Here is a 20964-nt window from a genome sequence, read left to right as displayed (position 1 = left end):
ATTATAATTTTATTTTAAAACCATGAAAAGATACACTGGATTATTAGCGACGCTAACCCTGACCGCAGGTATGGCGCTTCAGGCACAAACTAATGAGTTTGTGATACAAACCAAGAAATTGGGCGCAGAGATTCAGCCTACTATGTATGGGTTGTTCTTTGAGGATATCAACTATGCCGCTGACGGCGGACTTTATGCCGAGTTAGTGAAGAACCGTTCGTTTGAGTTCCCACAACATCTGATGGGATGGAAAACCTTTGGTAATGTAACGCTTCAAGATGACGGTCCTTTTGAAAGAAATCCGCACTATGTCCGTCTGGCCGACCCGGGCCATCCGCATAAGCATACGGGATTGGATAATGAAGGTTTCTTCGGTATCGGTGTAAAAGCAGGAGAGGAGTATCGCTTCTCTGTATGGGCACGTTTGCCCCAAGGCGGAACATCCGAAAAAATCCGTATTGAACTTGTAGATACCAAATCTATGGGTGAGCACCATGCTTTTGCTACTGAGACATTGACGATTGATTCGAAAGAATGGAAAAAGTATCAGGTTATCCTAAAACCGGGTGTAACTGATCCGAAGGCGACTCTTCGTATTTTCCTGGCATCAAAGGGTACGGTTGATTTGGAACATGTCTCTCTTTTCCCGGTCGATACCTGGAAAGGACATGAGAATGGTTTGCGTAAAGACCTTGCGCAAGCTTTAGCTGATATCAAGCCGGGTGTGTTCCGCTTCCCTGGCGGATGTATCGTAGAAGGAACAGATTTAGCTACACGCTATGACTGGAAGAAGTCTGTAGGTCCGGTAGAGAACCGCCCGTTGAATGAGAATCGTTGGGAATATACTTTCCCGCATCGTTTCTATCCCGATTATTTCCAAAGCTACGGATTGGGATTCTTTGAGTTCTTCCAGCTTTCGGAGGAAATAGGAGCAGAGCCGCTTCCTGTATTGAGTTGCGGCCTGTCTTGCCAGTTCCAGAATTCTGATGCAGAGGCACATGTGGCTGTTTGCGATTTGGATAGCTATGTGCAGGATGCTCTTGATCTGATTGAATTTGCCAATGGGGATGTGACCACGAAATGGGGAAAACTGCGTGCCGATATGGGACACCCTGCATCGTTCAACCTGAAATTCATTGGTATAGGTAATGAGCAATGGGGACCGGAATACCCGGAACATCTCGAACCATTTATCAAGGCTATTCGTAAAGCCTATCCGGATATCAAGATTATCGGAAGCTCCGGTCCGGACTCTGAAGGAAAACAGTTCGAATATCTATGGCCGGAAATGAAACGCCTGAAAGTTGATTTGGTGGATGAACATTTCTATCGTCCCGAAAACTGGTTCCTGAATGAGGGGGGACGTTATGATAACTATGACCGTAAAGGTCCGAAAGTGTTTGCAGGAGAATATGCTTGTCATGGTAAGGGGAAGAAATGGAACCATTTTAATGCCGCTCTGCTTGAAGCTGCATTTATGACCGGATTGGAGCGCAATGCAGATATTGTACACATGGCCACTTATGCTCCTTTGTTTGCTCATGTGGAAGGATGGCAATGGCGCCCGGATATGATTTGGTTTGATAATCTCAACTCTGTCCGTACTGTAAGTTACTATGTGCAGCAACTCTATGGGCATCACAAGGGTACTAATGTGCTTTCTTTGACGATGAATAAGAAGGCTGTAACAGGTGCCGAAGATCAGAATGGACTGTTTGCAAGTGCGGTCTATGATAAGGATAAGAATGAAATTATAGTAAAGGTGGCCAATACTTCCGATAAGGCCCAGCCTCTGTCTTTGAAGTTTGAAGGATTGAAGAAACAGGATATACTGTCCGGTGGACGTTGCATCAAGCTTCGTTCGGCTGATCCTGACAAAGATAATACGATTGAGCAGCCGTCTGCCATTCAACCGCAGGAAACTCCGGTTTCAATGGATGGTCAGGTGTTGAATATAGAGTTGGAACCGAAGACATTTGCTGTTTATATCTTCGAAAAAGGATAAGGTTAATGGATTGGAAATTAGGTTAGCTAATTAGTTTTTTGAAAAAGGCTGAAAAGACAAGGGCGTCTCCCCGTGATGGGAAGACGCCCTTTTAAGATTGGATTGTTTTAGTTTTAAACTAATCTGCGAGCACCGTCACTGATGACTACATCATAAACTTTAGGGCTTCTGCCGAATTTCTCTTTGAACTTATCCTTGGCATTCTGGATGAATGTATCATACAACTCATCTTTCACCAAGTTGATAGTACAACCGCCGAAACCGCCGCCCATTACACGGGAACCTATTACGCCGCAATCAAATGCAATATCGTTCAGGAAGTCGAGTTCTTCGCAGCTAACTTCGTAGAGCTTGCTCATACCATGATGTGTTTCGTACATCTTCTGGCCTACAGTCTCGTAATCACCTTTTTCCAAAGCATCGCAAACGTCGAGTACGCGCTGGATTTCTTCGATTACGTATTCTGCACGCATGAAGTCTTCCTCGCTGATTTCAGCTTTTGACTCTTGTAGCATCTCCATGGTACAGTCGCGCAGGAATTCTACATGCGGATGTTTCTTCTGGATAGCGGCAACGGCAGCTTCGCAACTTTGGCGACGCTTGTTGTATGCTGAAGAAGCCAACTCATGCTTAACTACAGAGTCTACCAATACCAGACGATAGCCTTTCGGATCGAACGGGAAATATTGATACTCCAGTGAACGGCAGTCCAGACGGATAAGGCTGCCTTTCTTGCCGAATACAGAAGCAAACTGGTCCATAATACCGCAGTTTACACCGCAATAATTATGTTCAGTTGCCTGACCTACTTTAGCCAGTTCAAACTTGTCTATCTTGTTGTCACCGAACAGATCGTTTAATGCATACGCATATGTACTTTCCAAAGCGGCAGATGAAGACATACCTGCACCCAAAGGTACATCACCGGAGAAAGCTGTATTGAAGCCCTTTACATCAACGCCACGCTTAATCATCTCACGGCATACACCGAAGATATATCTTGCCCAGCTTGCACGGGGAGCATCTTCTTCTTTCAGACCGAATTCCACATAATCCTTCAGATCGATAGAATAAGCTCTTACCATGTCAGTGCCATTCGGCTTAATTTCAGCAATCATGCCTTTATCGATTGCTCCGGGGAATACAAAACCACCGTTATAGTCTGTATGTTCACCAATGAGGTTGATGCGTCCCGGAGAAGCGTAAACTGCTCCTGTTGTTCCGTCAAAATGCTTGATGAAACGGCTTCTTACGTGTTCTATATCCATAATCTTTTTAAATTTATAAGTGAATAAATTAATTACCTATACCTTTTAATTGCGTTAATCCTCTACTGGGATATCTTTATTTACATTTTTGCAACCTACCAAGCCGTAGAACAGCAGATAAGCAAGAGCTGCGATAATCAGCCAGTAGCTGGCCATATAACCTACAGAGTCAGAGATGCTTTGTTGGATCAACGGCAATACACCACCACCAACAACCATCATCATGAAGATACCGGATGCTTGTGCTGTATATTTTCCTAATCCTTCTACTGCAAGGTTGAAGATACCACCCCACATTACAGAAGTACAAAGACCGCAAAGTACGAGGAACAATGCGCTGACGGGTACTTGTGCCATCATAAAGCCTTCACCTACAGTGTAACCGGGCATTGAAACTGTTACATCTTTCGGAGTGAAGATAGCAATCAATACAAAAACAATAGCAGTGGCAGATACAACGATTAACTGTGTACGGCTGGAAACCTTACCGCTGATAGCGCTACTTGCAGTACGTCCTACAAGCATCAGTAACCAGTAGATAGCAGCAATAGCACCACCGATAGCAGCACCGTTCATCATAATTCCGGCACCCTTATCGCTTGCGTCGGCAAGATAGAAGTTCAGTGTACCCGGGATACCGATTTCGATACCTACATAGATGAAGATACCAACTACACCTAATACAGTGTGACGAAAGCTCCATGGGCTGTGAGAGAATTTTTCTTTCTTCACTCCACCTTTCTGAAGGTGTGGTTCAGGAATAGCAACAAAAGAAATGATAATAAATGCAGCTACGAATACACCCATAGCGACAAAGAGGAGAGGAGCAACATCTGACATAGCTGTCTTGGAAGTTACTGTACCAATCAAAGCACCTACGAAAAGCGGAGTCAATGTACCGGACAAAGAATTAAGGGCTCCACCTGTTTGAATCAACTGGTTACCTTTGTTACCACCACCACCAAGGAGGTTCAGCATCGGGTTCACCACTGTGTTAAGCATACAAACACAGAAACCGCAGATGAATGCACCAAGCAGATAGATAACGAAATTTAATTTGATAACATATTCGCCGAATGCGAAAACTTCGGCATTTGCTCCGAATAAACTGGAAAGGTATTGTGTGAACAAGCCGAGGAAACCTACTGCCATTGCAATCAATGCAGTTTTCTTGTAACCGATCTTAACGAGCATGTTACCGGCAGGAATTCCCATAAACAGATATGCCAGGAAGTTCATCATATTCCCCATCATACCTAAAGTGTTCGAACCCGCATATTCGTTTCTCCAAATCGTACCGAATGGTGCAGCAAGATTGGTAACGAAGGAAATCATCGCAAAAATGAAGAACATGGTAATAATAGCGACAAGATTACCGTTCTGTTTTTGTTGTGTCATGGTTTTTAATTAATTAAATTAGTTATAAAATTAGGTTAGTTATATTCATTCTTGTACACCGAACTTGTAAATGGTTACTTGTTGGTATTCATCGCCCGGGAGCAATACGGCCGATGGGAAATGTGGTTTGTTAGGTGTGTCGGGGAAACATTGTGCTTCAAAGCAAACAGCACTGCGTGCCGGGAAAGTAGCTCCGTGAGCACCTGCAAAGCCGCCTAGCCAGTTCCCTGTATAGAGTTGTACACCGTTCTCTGTGGTATACACTTCCATTGTACGTCCGCTTTCGGGTTCCGTATAAGTAGCGGCAAGGCTTAATTCACCACTCTCTGTCTTATTCAGTACGTAGCAGTGATCGTAACCTGCACCATTCACCAATTGTTGGAACTTATCATCAATACGTTCACCGATGGTATGCGGTGTACGGAAATCCATAGGAGTACCTTCTACCTTCAGGATTTCTCCTGTCGGAATGGACACTTCGTCAATGGGAGTATAATGATCAGCGTTGATAGTAATGGTATGGTTCAGAACCGTAGGGGTGGGATTGGCAATACCTGCCAGATTGAAGAAGCCGTGGTTGGTGAGGTTGACAACAGTTGCCTTGTCTGTGGTAGCCCGGTATTCAATAACCAGTGCATTGGTTTCATCTTCCAGACGATAGGTCATTTCTACTTCCAGATTACCAGGAAAGCCCTCTTCGCCATCTGCGGATGTATAGTTGAATACAACAGTCGTCGGATCCGGTTGGACTGCATCCCACACTCTGGCGTGGAAACCTGTGGGTCCACCGTGCAAAGAATTTGGTCCGTTGTTGATTGTCAGATTGTGCTCTTCGCCATAAAGAGTGAATTTTCCTTTGGCTATACGGTTTCCGTAGCGTCCGATAGTAGTGTTGAGGAAAGGTTCGGGGCTGTTGGCTACATGGTCTATACTGTCATGTCCCAGAATTACGTTAGCATACTTCCCGTTTTTGTCGGGGACCATAATGGAAAGGATAGCGCATCCATAGTTAGTTACTGCAACTTCCATTCCCTGAGCATTTTTAAGAATAAATAAATCAGTCTTCTTGTTATTTATATCTTTTTGAAAGTCTTCCTTGTTCAAACCCGACAAGTTACTTTCCGTTGACACGGTGTTTATCATATCCATGGTATAAAATTAAATTTCTTGCAAATAAAAAGAAATTCTTCCGTACTCCCAAGGGTTTATCTTGAAATGTGAAGAACATTTTAGGAAAGTTTAGCGTTTAACATTTACGAGGCGAATTGATATTTTTTGTAAGTTTGTCGCGTTAATCTAAAAAAATGTAACATTTTTATTTAAAGCTCTAACAAAAACTACGAATGTATCCTTTGAAATTTGAGCCTATTCTGAAGCAGACGCTTTGGGGAGGCGACAAGATTATTGCTTTTAAGCAATTGAATGAAACGCTATCCGGAGTAGGCGAAAGCTGGGAAATCTCGGCTGTAGAAGACAACGAGTCTGTCGTCGCTAATGGGCCTGACAAAGGCCTTACGCTCCCTGAGATGGTGGGAAAATACCGTCATGAACTTGTCGGTGAAGTGAATTACTCTCGTTTTGGCACAAAGTTTCCCTTGTTGATAAAATTCATTGATGCCAGGTTGGATTTATCCATCCAGGTACATCCGGGAGATGAGTTGGCGAGAAAACGCCACAATTCTTTCGGCAAGAATGAAATGTGGTATGTGGTATCGGCAGATAAGGGGGCAAAACTGATTTCCGGCTTTTCTGAGCAGATAACTCCGAAAGAATACAAGGAAAGAGTTTATAATGGAACCTTTGCTGAAGTGCTGCAAACGTGCGATGTAAAACCGGGGGATGTGTTCTATGTGCCTGCCGGTCGTGTGCATGGTATTGGTGCCGGTGCTTTTGTTGCTGAAATTCAGCAGACTTCGGATATCACTTATCGTATTTTCGATTACAACCGGAAAGACAAAGAAGGCAAATCTCGCGAGTTGCACACTACTCAGGCTACTGAAGCAATTAATTTTGCTGATGTGCAGGATGACTTCCGTACAGAATATGATCATTTGAAGAATGAACCGGTGGAATTGGTTGCCAGTCCTTACTTCACTACTTCTCTCTATGACATGACAGAAGAAATTACATGTGACTATTCTGAATTGGATTCATTTGTGATTTTCATTTGTGTGGAAGGCGCATGCCGTATCACGGACGACAGCCAGAATGAGATTGCTGTGCGTGCAGGTGAAACGATATTGCTGCCTGCGATTACGCAAGAAGTTACGATTGTTCCGGAAGACGGCGGCGTGAAGTTGCTCGAAACATATCTGTAATCATTGGAATTGAATCAATAAAAAGAGCCGCGTCCCTCAATGGAAGAACGCGGCTTTTTTTGCTTTATGGCGCCTGTTTATCTTCTGGTGGCAAACATGCTTCTGACCTTTCTCATCATCTTTACTCCTAGCATCAATCCGTCGAAGACAGCCATGCCCGTGTTGAAAGCGCGCATAATGGCGTTGCCCTTGTCGGCAGCGGGTGCAAGGGGTGCAAACAGTTCTCTTGCCGTATCCTTCATGATTTCTTTCTGTACATGCAATTTCTTCCGTAATTCTTTTTTTCGTAGCGCGATACTTTCCAGAGTCATGGAAGAGGAGTCAGGCATATTGTTCATGATGGTATCATTTTTCATTATCATTCTCAAAGAACAGTCCGGCAATGAAGTTCACCATTGGATTGATGATGAGTTTCTTGCGGAAAGTGATTACTAATAAAACGAGTAGAAGGTGGAAGCCGGCGATGATGCTGAAGCTTACCATAAGTCCGCCTACAAGCGGGTCTAATATATAAGCTAATGCAAATGACAAATAAAACAGTGCCACCATGCCAAGAATGATAACCACCGATAGTAGTACCAAGGCGGAAAGCAGGATTGAGAGTTTTTCGGTTATTTCCAGTTTGGTATATTCTTTTTGAAGTTTCAGATATTTCTTAAACTCAACGAATAATTGCTGGAGATTTTCAATACTTCTGTCGTCTGCGAACATCATAGTGGCTCTGTTTTTTTGTAGGTTTTGTTTTATTCGGCTCCTTCGCCTTTAATTTCTGCCGCAATTTCGTCTACCAGATTTTCCATCTCGCTACGGTTCAGACGAATTCCCTTTTTGCGGAGAATTTCCGCAATCTTATGGCGGGTGTCTTCTCCTTTTTCGGGAGCAAATAAAATACCAACGGCTGCGCCTACTGCTGCACCGCCCAGAAAAGCTACAAGTACATTTAATCCTTTCATAATTGTTCTCCTTTCTATTTATAGAGGTTTATACTACAAAGCTAACATTTTTCTTTATAAAGTTGTTCGCTTAACTTCTTTTTTTTCGAAATATTTATTTTTCTGTTCCGGACTCGGTACTAATCCGAGAACTGTCCGGAATGTACTGGCTCCGTATCTGTTCCGTACTGGCTCCGTATCAGGTCCGTACTAACTCCGTACCTGCTCCGTACTAGCTCCGTAGCTACTCTAAGCGTATAGATACGGAGCCAGCACGGAGCAGGTACGGCTCAGGTAATGCCCGGGTATGGTTCGAACCTGGTTTTGTCTGTTAGGAAAAGAAACGTGATTAATTTAATTTAACTATAATGCTGCCCTTTAGATTGATTGTTCCACGTACATTTGTCTTATTATTCGGAATATTAGCTACATGGAGATAGGAAAGAGAAAGATATTTCTGATTATTGGGTTGATAGTGCTTGTGCTGGCAGCTTGTAGTAATGTTGACGGTGATTTGGATGATAAGTGGCAGTTGAGGCAATATCAATATGCTGACGGTTCTATTGAACGGCAAGATAGCATCTTTTATAATTTCCAGAAAGGTAGCTTTTCTGCCATTTGTTTGCTGAAAAATGGTAGCTATCAAACGTTTTTTGGAAATTATTCTTTGAAAGGAGATAAAATTTCTATTATTTTGCTGCCTCAAAGTATGGAAGACGAAAACTATTCATTCTATATGGGGTGGGAAAATGGAGAACGGACATTTACAATGGAAGATTTGACTTCTTCATCCCTTCATCTGGAATATGAGGGAGTTCGTTATATATTCCGCAGATATTAAGTGTAGATAGATTGTAGAAATTACTAACAAAAACAATATGATTATGAAAAAATTAGCATTTTTAGGAATGGGATTGTGCATTGCATTTGCATTCTCTTCTTGTAAATCGAGTGAAAGCGCTTACAAAAAAGCATATGAAAAAGCAAAACAGCAAGAACTGGCAGAACCTCAGGTTACTGAACCGGTAGAAGTTTCTCCGGTAGTGAGTGCTCCGGTTGAAGCAAAGGTTGTGGAAAGTGTGCCTGTTGCAACTGCCGGTGTACGTCAGGAAAAAGTGGAAGTAATTTCTGGCGTGGGCGGTTTGAAAGATTACAGTGTGGTTTGTGGTAGCTTTAGTGTGAAGGCTAATGCCGAAAGCCTGAAAGATTTTCTGGATAAGGAAGGTTATAGCGCTGTGATTGCCTTTAATCCGGATGCAGCAATGTATCGTGTAATTGTGAGCACTTTTACCGACAGAGCTTCTGCAGCTGATGCGCGCGATGCTTTCAAGTCTAAATACTCCAACCGTAAGGATTTCCAGAGTGCCTGGTTGCTGTATCGTCTCAAATAATATTAGATTTTATTTGATATTTGATTGATAGAAAGGAAAACTTCCCTTTCAAGATGAGAGTGTATTAAAAGAAATTTTGATACGCTCTTCTTTTTTGTGAGATGAACAAAGTCTCAATCAAGATTGATTATTCAACTGATTGAGACTTTAGGGGAAAGTTGATATTGTGTTAGGTCAATTGATTGTGATATGATTAAAGGACGATATCAAAGGCCTTGGTAGATCCGGCATAAATGCCACTGTTCCGGTAATCACAATTGATTGTTTTTGATTGTTTTCGCATCCGGATGTCTATGGTTATATTGGATTGCGTCTGTCCCGGGTCTGCTATATGAAGTTTCATTTCATTTTGATCCTTTATTTTTACCATTAATGCACAGGCTTTATCTACCTTTACTGTGAGATCTTTGTATGTGAACTCTCCTGCGCAGTAAAATATCATTTGCAATAGATCTGATTTATTGCTTCTGACTGCTTGCAGATTTTCTGTGTTGGATAGAATTTCAATGTTTTTTTTCTTCTGATACTTTTTTACCTCATCGGCTGTTTGCATGCCAGGTACGATAATGTAAGCATAAGTTTCATCTGATGGTTGTTCGCCATGGTCAAGGCATATAGTGAAGACATCTTTTTGCACACTATCTTTGGGAGCAGTGTGATTGATATCATACCAGCTTCCTGTTTGCGGCTGGTTGGATACGAATAAATCTCCACCATTTGGGAATAAGTACCCTATTTTATTGTGAAGGATCCACTCAGGAGAAGTGTAGTTGAAATTGCCCTGTGCTATTTCAGTCTGTTTATTTTTGTGGCGTAATATAGCTTTTCCGGAAGTGGACAGGCACTGGTTTACGGTTGTATACACAGGATATTGAGACGTAGAGTGGATACCTGCTCCCAGACATACCACTTCCTCATCGAAGAAAAACCATGCTTTCCGTGCACTGGTATTGATGTCGGCGTATGAATCAGTGTATGAATAGACAGATGCTCCATAAAGGCTGTCGGACACTCCTCCGGCAAAAGTAGAGGTGCCGGGTGTTTGCCAGTCACTGGCTGCTAAAGGTATTTGGGGAACTTGCGGGGCTGTTACTCCTGGGATGCGAGTCCAGTTCCAGACCGGGAAGATATTGGCATATTCATTTCCTTCGGTAACTATGTTGGTGCATCCGTCGGACATGAAGTAGGTTTTCAGATTCTCTCCATTCCCATATTCGCAACGGGCTGTTCGTGTAGATACCATCCGGACATCAAAAGTGTAGGCAGGACGTATATGTAAGGTATAATCTCCACGGAAATAGTGGGTATGCCTGGGTGACAAAGCATAGTCAGCAGGCTGTTTTCCACTCAGGCGCGAGATGATTTCTTGGTATTCATTGGTGTGAGCCGGATCAAGTTCAATCATGCGTTTGGCGAACAAGGCTGTATGGGACTTCTTAGTGACTCCAGGACGACTTACACCTCTTCCTAATACATCGAACAGCATATATTGTCCGCGTATGGTGGCGTAATAAGTTTCACGCATGAACCTGCTCAGTAATGCCAGTTTATCCTGAGGAATTGCATATTGGGTTCCTTTGGTATACATGGCTATTTGGGTGACACCTTTCAGAATTTCGTCTCCATAGCCACCGATATAGAGTTGTGCACCATGCTGAAAATAGCTGTTGTCGTGCTGAAAACCTTCTTTGGTGGTATATACTACGGGACTGTATGCGTTTTCGAGTGCAATTTTCAGGTCGGTTTCATTTTCAGAAAGACATGCTCGGTAGATCCAGTGCAGTGCAATGTCGGTACGATTGGCGCCTGTCCATTTGGCAGGATGTCCGCCATCCTTCTCTATTCGTTCCAAAATCTTCTTTTCAAGTTCGACCGGAAGCTGTTTCTCGCCTGTACGCATTTGTATCAGTAATATGCCCAGACGTTGAGGTTCCGCTATTTGATTGTACCACCAATTGTGGCACCACGGGTTGCGTTCATGCCAGTATTCCAGTCCTTTTTGTATTTTGGCAAACAGGTTTTCGTCTTTATAATACTTGTTTTGGGGATTGGTATAGGCGAAAGCAAAGTCGGAGAGACGGTCAATGTGTTTCATTGGCGGCCAGTTGGTTCGTTCGATACTGGAGTAATCCACATCTGTGAATGAGCCGTCCGCTTCGTTGTAGGTCTTTAAATCTTTATCAATGGAAGGGTTTTTGGCAAAGTCAAGCCTGATTTTCTGCATTAACGCTTCATACTCGTTATCGGGACCCGGAGTGTTTAGAGCAAAACTGGCCGGATAGGCTTTTGCTGACATCAGACTCCCTATGACAATTAATGTTATAAGCCGGATTGTGGTCTTCATATTATTTTCGGTTTAATGTATTATTTAAGTTGGGGCAAATATAGGTCGGTAAATTGATACCGACCTTATTTTTTTATCTGTTTTATATGCTATAATTGTCCATTTGCAGCTCCATTCAAAAGCCGGAGTGTTCGTTCCGGTTTTCACGGTTATCGGTGCTCCGGCGTTGTTCACCTTGATAATGCCATATTATTTCGTCGGCATATTCCTTTCCGTCCCGGTCTGTAATGACGGCTTGCAGCTTGTTTTCCCCATTTGCCAGTGTCACGTTGTCAATGATATAATGCACTTCCGTATATCCTTTCCGGATGTTGTCCAATGCTTTCCCGTTCAGGAAAACTTTCGGGGTGCCGAGATTGGAATATACTGTGACACTGGTGGTTCGGGTTTCCCGCTGATTGTTTCTTCTTTGCGTCAGATAGAGGACGGGATTTTTACTCCAGTTGGCTTTGTACCAGAAATAAGAATCCTTGAGGGTTTTACGGTCAAAAGTAACCAGCCCTTTCATGTTGCGTGCCGGTACTCCTCCGCGTTCCCACATCGGACAGGCAAAGTCGAACATATTCCATACGTATGAAGCAATGATGTACGGGTGTTTTGTTATTACTGCCCACTGATATTCATGGGTTTTGGTCTGGAATGTTTCGGGATAAAACTCTTTAGTCCAGTTCAGCGATTCTCCCAGAAACTCAGTCTGATGTTGGAGGTTTGCATCGGCTCCGTACTCCGTCAGCATCAGTTTCATTTCGGGGTATTCCGTTTCCAAATGTTCTACCCAGGCATCAATATCCCGGATTTTCTTTTCGTACCAGCCGAAATAGCGGTTCATGCCCTGGATGTCAGCTTGCATGTTCACCGGATGTTCGGCATGGCCATAGCCGTTCACGGCTACAGTGTATCGTCCGGGATCTTCCGTCTTAGCCAGGTCGTGCAGAGAGCGGGTAAGTTGTGCCGTATAGGCATGGGGTTGATAAACTTCGTTGTGCAATCCCCAGACGTAGATGGAAGGATGGTTGAAACTCTGGCGGATCAATTCGCGCAGTTGGTTGTGCGCATTTTCCCACTCTTTGCTGGTAACGCGGTTTACGAATGGTATTTCGGCCCAAATGATCAGTCCCAAGCTGTCGCAGCGCGAATAGAGGTACTCTGACTGCTGGTAATGGGCGAAGCGAACGGTGGTGGCTCCAATATCCATGATGAAAGCCAGATCTGTATCGTGTTGCTCGTTGCTGAGAGCAGCACCGGTTTCCCACCAGTCCTGATGGCGGGCGACGCCGTACATGGGATACTTTTTCCCGTTAAGGAAGAAACCTTTTCCGGCAATTATTTCATAGTTGCGCACTCCCAGCGGTTGCGATATTTCATCAATCACTTTTCCATTCTGATACAGGCGTGAGGTGACCTTGTACAGATAAGGATCTTCCCGTCCTTGCCATAGGTGCGGTCGTTTTAGTTTGAAATGACTGGTACGTGTCTGCATCCCTTGGAATTGCAGGTCGAATGATTGGCGTTCAGCAGCAATCTGTTTGCCTGTGACGTCATAGATTACATTCTCCAAAATTACGGGAACGGGATGTAGCCCGTTATTATCCAGTTTTACCTTTACCGAGATTTCTGCTGATTGCCGCGATACGTTCTTTTGTGAGATGTATACGCCCGATGAAGCATGATCGGTCACTGCAATGTTACAGCTATCAGTGATGATGAGCCATACCGGGCGATAGATACCGCCGTATATGCCGAACAGATTGTGATTGACAGGGATAACATCAGGGCGTGCCGTGTTGTCCACCAGCACTTTGATTTCGTTTTCCTCACCGAATTTGATTTCGTTTTGGATTTCGCATGTAAAAGCGGAGTATCCTCCCTTATGGCTTCCGGTGAGTTTACCGTTGACGTATACTTCCGCACAACTCCCCACACCTTCGAAGCGCAGGAAAAGGCGTTTTCCTTTCCAGGATTCGGGAAACAGACAGCTTTTCCGGTAACTGGCGCTTCCTTCATAAAAGGCTTTTGCCTTTATTTGCATATCCGTAGCATTCCAGGTGTGTGGAATGGTAACTTCGGTAGAGAGTGAGTCTTTCTTGAAAAACCACTTGTCGTTGAAGGGCACGATGTCGCGTGCCTTCAGTGAGGTGATGCCACAAAGGCAAAATAATAGAAATATGAATACCGGTCTTCTCATAGTTATGGAACCATTTTATAAATCTGGTTGCCGGCTAGCAGGAACGCTCCTGCGCCATAGACCTCCGTCATTTCACGAGTCACTTTCTTGGGATCTGCACCAATGGGTTGTACATAACCCAGCTTGCCGTCTTTCTCCACTGCCTTGACGAGGGCTTGCCAACCTTTCTCGATGGCGGGCATCATGACAGTTTTGTCCAGCAGCCCTTCATTGACACCATAGGCCAGTGCATAGACAATGAAGCCGGTGGCACTTGTTTCGGGTGAAGGATAAGAGTCGGGGTCCAGCAGACTTGCATGCCAATATCCGTCCTTGCCCTGCAACCGGACGATGCGGTTGGACAGAGTGATGAAGAGATCCTGATAGAATTGGCGGTGCATGTTATTTCGGGGTAGTGTCTGGAGAATTTCACAAAGTCCGCCTAACACCCAGCCATTACCGCGTCCCCAGAAAACTTTCTTACCATTGGCCTCTTTCTGTTTGAAGTAGCGGTGATCTCTGTAGAAAAGCTCTTCTTCTTTGTCAAAAAGGTAATCGTAAGTTGCTTTGTATTCCCGATTCATGAATTCGATATATTTCCAATCATTCGTCAGCATATACATTTTGGCATATACGGGAGGAGCCATGAATAGTGCGTCACACCATGACCAGCGTTCCAGGCTTGCCATATTCCTGTAATCCAGTTCCAGCGTGCTGGCCGAAGGATGGTTGATGACGAATTCCGTGCGTGCCAGGGTAGGAAGCATCATATTGCGATCGTTATATTTCTGATACATTTCCAAGAAGACTTGTCCTACAGCGATGAAGTCTGCATGATACATGTACTTTCCCATTTGCCAGGCATTTCTCCGGCCTATTTTCAGGAGCCAATTGTAATATTGGCTGTCACCGTCTTCTTTTTCGGTCAATTCGGCCCAGTCTATCATTCCCATGTACAGTGCGGCATAGGTCCAGTTCAGGTCGTCATGTTCCGCACCTGTTGCCGGATTGGCTATTTGCCAGTCAGCCACACGTTTCATGATAGATTTTATTTCCGTTTTATTAAAATTGCTTTGTCCATAGGAACACAAGGCTGTAACGGACAGGATGGAATAGATAATTAAACGTTTCATTTTTACTTTTTTTAGGTGAGTGCTTCACGATATTTATTGGTTATACTTTCGGATGATTTTATTTCGAGTTTGATGACAAAAGGCTCGTTGAATTCATGTTTGGGCATACTTACATTATATTCATTGCGGGCTGTTTCGGTGACTTTTATGTTCTCTCCGTTCAGTAGGGAAGCCTTGATAATTTGGGTTCCCTTTGGAGTTTTGGCGGTCAGCTGTCCGGAGTAGGGACGATTGAATACCACCATGTAGACATGGTGGCCCTTGGCGGTGTAGTAACCCCAGTCCTGTTTCTCCCAGCCGGCGTAGCCACAGGCATAGATGCATTCACCGTTCCGGGCTGTCCATTTACCGATAACTTTGGCAAGTTCTTTTTCTTCTGCACGGAAGTCCCCATCCGGCTGGGGGCCGAAGTTGACTACCATGTTACCTCCCATGGATACGGCGTGAACGATGCGTTCCAGCACCTCAACCGGATTCTTGATGTAGCTCAATGACCAGTCCTTGTGGTAGCCCCATTGGTTTTCGGGGATGGTCATGCAGGCTTCCCAATCCCATTTCGTTACTTGCAGGTCCTTTACGGGATCGGGTAACCGGCGTTCGTAGGCTGATTCATAGTCTCCCATCAGGTGCCCGTTGCTGTCGAAGTGTCTTTTGCCATAATCATCGGCACGCAAGCGGCTGTTGACGGTTACACCGGGGATGAGATCTTTCAGCATACGTTCGGCATGCGCAGTCCACCAGCCGTTTTTCTTGATACTTGCATCCCAGGTTCCATCGAACCAGAAATCTTTGACGGTGGGGTAGCGGGTGGCGAGTTCTTTCAGTTGATTGTCCGTGAACGTAAGAAAACGTTGGAAAGCTTTTTCATCTTCCTCGTTTTTAAGGTCGTATCGCCAGTCCGGATGGCTCCAGTCCATTACGGAGAAGTAGAAATGGACATCAATGCCTGCATCGTTATAGGCTTTTACCAGTTCTCCCAGGATATCTTTCTTATAGGGGGTATTGGCTACCGTGTACTTGGTGAACTGACTTGGCCACAGACAGAAGCCCTCATGATGTTTGGTAGTAATTTTTACATATTTCACTCCCATTTCTTTTGCCATTTGTGCCCATCTTTTTGCATTGAATTTCTCAGGATTCCATTGCTGCATCAGTTGCAGCCATTCGTCAGCGGGAACTTTGGCCCACGACTTAAGCCATTCGGCGGCTCCGTTATATACTTTGCCTTCCCATTCGCCTCCTGGTATGGCGTATAGCCCCCAGTGTATGAATGCTCCCAGACGGTTTTCTCTGAATTTCTGCATAGCCTGATCGGGACGTTTACCTAAGCGGTCGGCACCATAGTGCAGTTCTATTTCCATATCGGCAGGTAGCGCCTTTTGCGCCTGCATGGAGGAAGGGAATAAGAACAGGATCAGGAGTGCGGCGATTGCCGGATAATGTTTCTTCATAATGTTAGTAAAATTATTAATTTAATGTGTTTTGAGACAGGAACAAAGGTATATGTTTTTTGAACTACTTCCTGGCAATATTTTCCAGATAGAGGCGGATGGACAAAATGTGCCGCAAAAACGGACAGATTTGGCATACTGTAGCATAAAATAGAGTAGGATAACCTATTGATATTTGAACTCTTTTAGATATTTTTGCAAACACAACTCGTATTTGTATTATATAACCTTGAGAATTATATTACTATGAACCGACTTAAATACATACTACTGCTTTTTCTGATGTTGTTACCCGCCGAATTTTATGGGCAATACTTTAAAAAACTGACAATGAAGGACGGACTTTCCAGCCCTTCGGTACTGGCTATCTATCAAGATACTTTGGGACGTATGTGGTTTGGCACGAATGAGGGAGTGAACGTTTACGATAGCAAAGAGATTTCCAAGTATAAGTCTTATGATATCACAGATTGTCAACATCGAAGAAAGAACCTCATCAACGGAGTGGTTAACCAGATTATAGGCGATTCAAATGGTGATATTCTGATGTTGAATAGCGGAGCTCTCATTAAGTATGACATCCACAAGGAAAGGTTTAAAGAGCTGCTTCCGGCTGGTGTCGGGGCTCTGGCAACTTTAGATGGGGAGGTCTGGTGTACTGTTCGCGACACTTTATTCAAATATGATACCGATGCGGACTCATTATGTTTTTACCGTAAGTTGAATGTGGCTTCTGTCATGTGTATGGAAATGTCAGGCGGAAAGATCTGGATAGGGGCGGCAAGCGGGCTGTATGTAGTGGAGGGAGAAGAAGTAAAATGTGTGCTTCCCGATATTGAGATATTCAAGTTATTTGTAAGTAGCCGTAAAGAGTTGTGGATTGCTTCGCGCATGCAAGGGTTGTATAGAGTAGGCAGAGATGGGAAGATTACAAAGGAAGAATACTCTTCAGAGCGTGTTGTAAGTCAGCAAATAAGAGGATTTGTAGAAGATGAATGGCAGAATGTCTGGTTTGGAACCTTTGAGGGTTTGCAGGTTTATAATCCTTATGCGGATACATATCGTGTCTACCGTCCTGATTATCATCCGGGATCTTTGGAACATCAATCTGTTTTTTCTCTTTATAAAGACAGGCAAGGCACTATATGGGTAGGCACTTATTACGGTGGCGTTAATTATTTCAATCAGTCGAAGGATGTATTTCTGTATTATCCTTATGACAACACTAACAATCATTGCTTAAACTTTCCTATTGTGGGGCAGATGGTCGAAGATAAAGACCATAATTTGTGGATTGGCACTGATGGGGGAGGTGTGAACAGGTTGATCAGGACAAGTGGAATCTTTACTTATTACACGTCTTCCGGAAAGAACTCTATTTACCATAATAATATAAAAACGATAAGTTATGATAAAAAAAACGATCAGGTATATATAGGTACATATACTGGTGGAATAAGCCGGTATGACAGAAAACAGGATCGTTTTTATCATTATTTTGACCATTACAAGCGGACGGGAGAGGGCCCAAACCATATTATTTATCACTCTATATTTAAAGATGGATGGTTGTATGTAACTGCTCGTAATGGCTTTTGGAGAATTAATCCGGAAAGGAATGAGTTTCAGTTGCTCAGTAAGGAGCGCCTTTTTCTGACGTTTGAGATTGACTCGCGGGGATATGTTTGGCTGGCAGCGGATTTTAAACTTTACAGGATAAAGATAGGTGACTGGAAACAATTGGAATGTGTAGAACTGAAAGGGAGTGTTGTCACGAATGCCCGGATCACCCGCATCATGGAGGCTTCTGATGGAACGGTTTATATAGCCACTTTGGGAGACGGCGTGTATTCTTATAATCATGATACGGAAAATTGGAAACATTATACAAAAGAAAGCAGCCATTTGCTGAGTGATTTTTGCTATAACCTGGCAGAAACGCATATGAACAATATACTGATAACCGGAGACGAAGGCTTTTCTATTTATTCTCCTTTTAGTGACTCCATTCATTCTATAGAATTGGGACTTAAAGGAGGCATTTCGGCAGTAGCTGAAGGCGGTGGCATTTTAATGGCTGATGATGACCTGATTTATATAGGAGGGGTAGACGGGCTGATTGCATTCAGAGAGAAAGACTTGTATCAGGCGAGTGAGAGTAGGTCGTCTGAATTCTATTTTTCCGGTCTTTATGTCAATAACATGAAGGTTTCTCCCGATGACGGGTCGGGAGTATTATCCCAGGCACTGGCATTTACAAGGCACTTAGATTTATCTTCGGAACAGAACAATATAATGATTAATTTTTCCAATTCCAATTATGTGGAGTTGGAAGGAAAAGATGAATACCAGTATAAACTGGAAGGTTTTGATGAAGATTGGGTGCTGACGAACCAGTTAAGAGTGAATTACACAAACCTGGCTCCGGGCAATTATATATTGAAAGTCCGTGATTTCGGGAATAAAATGGAAAATGGGGAGCCTAAGGAAATAATGCTTGGCATTACGATACATAGTCCTTGGTTTGCCACGGTTTGGGCGTTTCTTATATATTTCCTTGTGATTGCGAGCATTGTCTATAGTTTCTGGAGGGTAAAGATGGCTCGCAGACTGCTGGCATTATCTTTGGCAGAAGAAAAGAATGAGAAAGAGCGTATAGAAGAAGTGAACAAAATGAAACTGCGTTTCTTTACGAACATATCACATGAGTTCCGTACCCCGCTGACTTTAATAATAGGGCAGGTAGAGATGCTGTTGCAAATGGAAAAGCTGGCTCCTATCGTAAACAAGCGTTTGCGGGGAATACATAAAAATGCGATCAACCTGCGTCTCCTGATAACGGAGTTGTTGGATTTCAGGAAGCAGGAACAGGGATTCATGAAATTGAAGGTGGAGCGCGTGGATGTAATATCTTTCGTGAGGGACATTTATCAACTGTTTGCCGACTTTGCCCATAAGAGGAATATGGAGTATACATTCGAACATGTGGAGGAGGAAGTGGATTTGTGGTTTGATCCGGTGCAGATGCAGAAGGTAGTCTTTAATTTGCTGTCGAATGCGTTTAAGTATACACCGGAAGGAAAAGGTATAAAGGTTTCTATCAGGCGACAGCAACGGATGGTTGAAATTGCGGTGGCTGACAGTGGTTGTGGAATTCCCCGGGATGTACAGCAGAAGATATTTGAGCGTTTTTATCAGGTAGGAGACGAATACTCCAGGAAAGGACTGTTGGGGAGCGGTATCGGACTGGCATTAATTAAAGGGATAGTAGATGCCCATAAAGGGGAGATTAAAGTGGACAGTACATTGGGAGAAGGCAGTATTTTTAGGATATACCTGCCCATTGGGAACGTACAGTTTACGCAAGAGGAGTTGGAATATGAAAAAGCAGTGAAGTCTTACTCTGATCATAAGGATATGCTTATGGATGAAATAGCATTGCTGAATGATACGATGGAGAAAGATGAGACGGAAATTGCAGAGGATAAAACAGGAATGCCCCGCGTGCTGCTTGTAGAAGATGATGAAGAGGTGCTGGAAATGTTGGCAAACATCTTTTCACCCACATACACGGTGTATAAGGCTACCAACGGACAGGTGGGTTTTGAAATGGCGCAACAGTGGCATCCGGATATTGTAGTCAGTGATGTGATGATGCCGGTGATGTCCGGTAAAGAAATGTGCTATAAGATAAAGAACTGCCTGGAATTGGCGTATATGCCGGTGGTATTGCTCACGGCGCAGACTTCGGAAGACTGCACGATAGAAGGATATATGTTTGGTGCGGATGATTATATCACCAAACCGTTTAACGTGAAATTGCTTCTGACTCGTTGTGGCAATCTGTTGAAGAGCAGAAAGAAGTTGCTCGATAAGGCGGCGCAGGTTGAAGTGACGGCGATTCCGGAAACTGGTATTCTGAATGTAGCTGACCAGGAATTGTTGGATAAAGCAACAAGGATTATAAAACGCAACTTTGATAATCCGGACTTTGACATGAGTATGCTGGCTTCCGAACTGAATATGGGGCGTAGTAAAATGTTTGCCCGCCTGAAAGAAGTGGTGGGGCTCACTCCCAATGAGTTTACTTTAAAACTGAAGCTGGAAGAGGCGTTGCGGTTGTTACAGGAAGCACCTCAATATAATATATCGGAGATTTCTTATCAACTGGGCTTTGCTTCTCCCCGATATTTTAGTCGTTGCTTCAAGGACTTTTACGGTGTGTCTCCATTGGCATATCGGAAGGAACCTTTGAAAGGAACGGATTCGGAACAGAATTGATAAATGCACTGGCTATCAATATCTTGCATTTACATTGTTTTCCTTCGAGATGTAAAAGCATTTACCGCTGGGTGTAACGACTTTTACCCCTTATTGTAACGGTCTTTACCCCTTATTGTAACGACCTTTCCCCCTTATTGTAACGAGCGTTCCCCTGTGGAGTGACGGAAATTACGCTGTGGGGTAACGGAAGTTATATCGTAAGATGACGGATAATACTACTTGGGGAGGAGGAGTTACCGCGCTTATTCCACAGAGTATAGGGTTAAAAAAGTCCGA

15 protein-coding genes are annotated in these 20964 nt (G+C 43.7%); 5 read left to right on the top strand and 10 right to left on the bottom strand.

Translation table 11 applies throughout. The annotated features are described in order from the left end of the window. Window positions 1–22 precede the first annotated feature (22 nt). The gene (locus K6V21_RS22965) at window positions 23–2005 is read left to right on the top strand and encodes an alpha-L-arabinofuranosidase C-terminal domain-containing protein (RefSeq protein WP_224320001.1); all 1983 of its coding nucleotides are present in this window, start codon (window positions 23–25) and stop codon (window positions 2003–2005) included. Between the two features lie 113 nt (window positions 2006–2118). Here the strand turns inward: K6V21_RS22965 and galK are convergent, their stop codons facing one another. Genes galK through K6V21_RS22950 form a run of 3 tightly spaced genes read right to left on the bottom strand, consistent with a single transcriptional unit; the run spans window position 2119 to window position 5814 of the window. Next, window positions 2119–3273 (bottom strand): galactokinase, encoded by a 1155-nt coding sequence (gene galK / locus K6V21_RS22960; RefSeq protein WP_217716136.1) that lies wholly within the window; start codon window positions 3271–3273, stop codon window positions 2119–2121. Window positions 3274–3327: 54 nt separating this feature from the next. Continuing rightward, window positions 3328–4671, bottom strand: a complete 1344-nt coding sequence (locus K6V21_RS22955; protein WP_217716137.1) for an MFS transporter — start codon at window positions 4669–4671, stop codon at window positions 3328–3330. Window positions 4672–4716: 45 nt separating this feature from the next. Continuing rightward, window positions 4717–5814, bottom strand: coding sequence for an aldose epimerase family protein (locus tag K6V21_RS22950; protein ID WP_224322085.1), 1098 nt, complete (start codon window positions 5812–5814; stop codon window positions 4717–4719). 200 nt (window positions 5815–6014) lie between these two features. Between K6V21_RS22950 and K6V21_RS22945 the strand changes: the two genes are divergently transcribed. Continuing rightward, on the top strand, window positions 6015–6989 hold the full coding sequence (locus K6V21_RS22945; protein WP_217716138.1) for a type I phosphomannose isomerase catalytic subunit: 975 nt from the start codon (window positions 6015–6017) through the stop codon (window positions 6987–6989). A gap of 77 nt (window positions 6990–7066) precedes the next feature. Here the strand turns inward: K6V21_RS22945 and K6V21_RS22940 are convergent, their stop codons facing one another. Genes K6V21_RS22940 through K6V21_RS22930 form a run of 3 tightly spaced genes read right to left on the bottom strand, consistent with a single transcriptional unit; the run spans window position 7067 to window position 7942 of the window. After that, entirely contained in the window at window positions 7067–7351 is a 285-nt protein-coding gene (locus K6V21_RS22940) for a hypothetical protein (protein ID WP_217716139.1), read from the bottom strand. Next, on the bottom strand, window positions 7335–7700 hold the full coding sequence (locus K6V21_RS22935; protein WP_149926246.1) for a phage holin family protein: 366 nt from the start codon (window positions 7698–7700) through the stop codon (window positions 7335–7337). The genes K6V21_RS22940 and K6V21_RS22935 overlap by 17 nt, the downstream gene beginning before the upstream one ends. A 32-nt stretch (window positions 7701–7732) precedes the next feature. Further along, window positions 7733–7942, bottom strand: a complete 210-nt coding sequence (locus K6V21_RS22930) for a YtxH domain-containing protein (RefSeq protein WP_007214520.1) — start codon at window positions 7940–7942, stop codon at window positions 7733–7735. 409 nt (window positions 7943–8351) lie between these two features. Between K6V21_RS22930 and K6V21_RS22925 the strand changes: the two genes are divergently transcribed. Next, window positions 8352–8762, top strand: a complete 411-nt coding sequence (locus K6V21_RS22925; protein ID WP_217716140.1) for a lipocalin-like domain-containing protein — start codon at window positions 8352–8354, stop codon at window positions 8760–8762. 43 nt (window positions 8763–8805) lie between these two features. Next, entirely contained in the window at window positions 8806–9312 is a 507-nt protein-coding gene (locus K6V21_RS22920; protein ID WP_224320000.1) for an SPOR domain-containing protein, read from the top strand. Window positions 9313–9505: 193 nt separating this feature from the next. Here the strand turns inward: K6V21_RS22920 and K6V21_RS22915 are convergent, their stop codons facing one another. The 4 genes from K6V21_RS22915 to K6V21_RS22900 all read right to left on the bottom strand — a co-directional run bounded on the left by K6V21_RS22915 (window position 9506) and on the right by K6V21_RS22900 (window position 16344). Then, window positions 9506–11656 (bottom strand): polysaccharide lyase 8 family protein, encoded by a 2151-nt coding sequence (locus K6V21_RS22915; RefSeq protein WP_224319999.1) that lies wholly within the window; start codon window positions 11654–11656, stop codon window positions 9506–9508. A gap of 115 nt (window positions 11657–11771) precedes the next feature. Beyond that, window positions 11772–13841 carry a glycoside hydrolase family 2 protein gene (locus K6V21_RS22910; RefSeq protein ID WP_224319998.1) on the bottom strand — a complete coding sequence of 690 codons (2070 nt, stop codon included), beginning with the start codon at window positions 13839–13841 and terminating at the stop codon, window positions 11772–11774. Between the two features lie 2 nt (window positions 13842–13843). Further along, a complete protein-coding gene (locus K6V21_RS22905; protein WP_224319997.1) occupies window positions 13844–14953 on the bottom strand; it encodes a glycoside hydrolase family 105 protein in 1110 nt (369 codons plus the stop codon). A gap of 11 nt (window positions 14954–14964) precedes the next feature. Continuing rightward, window positions 14965–16344 carry an alpha-L-fucosidase gene (locus K6V21_RS22900; protein WP_224322084.1) on the bottom strand — a complete coding sequence of 460 codons (1380 nt, stop codon included), beginning with the start codon at window positions 16342–16344 and terminating at the stop codon, window positions 14965–14967. A 306-nt stretch (window positions 16345–16650) separates the two neighbouring features. Here K6V21_RS22900 and K6V21_RS22895 point away from each other — a divergent pair, with 306 nt between their 5' ends. After that, window positions 16651–20685 (top strand): hybrid sensor histidine kinase/response regulator transcription factor, encoded by a 4035-nt coding sequence (locus K6V21_RS22895; protein ID WP_224319996.1) that lies wholly within the window; start codon window positions 16651–16653, stop codon window positions 20683–20685. The last annotated feature ends 279 nt before the right edge of the window (window positions 20686–20964 follow it).

Origin of the sequence: Bacteroides cellulosilyticus, assembly GCF_020091405.1 — a bacterium.
In the GTDB taxonomy this organism is placed as follows: Bacteria; Bacteroidota; Bacteroidia; order Bacteroidales; family Bacteroidaceae; genus Bacteroides.
Note: the sequence above shows the minus strand (reverse complement) of the source record. Positions and strands in the feature narration are given on the sequence as shown.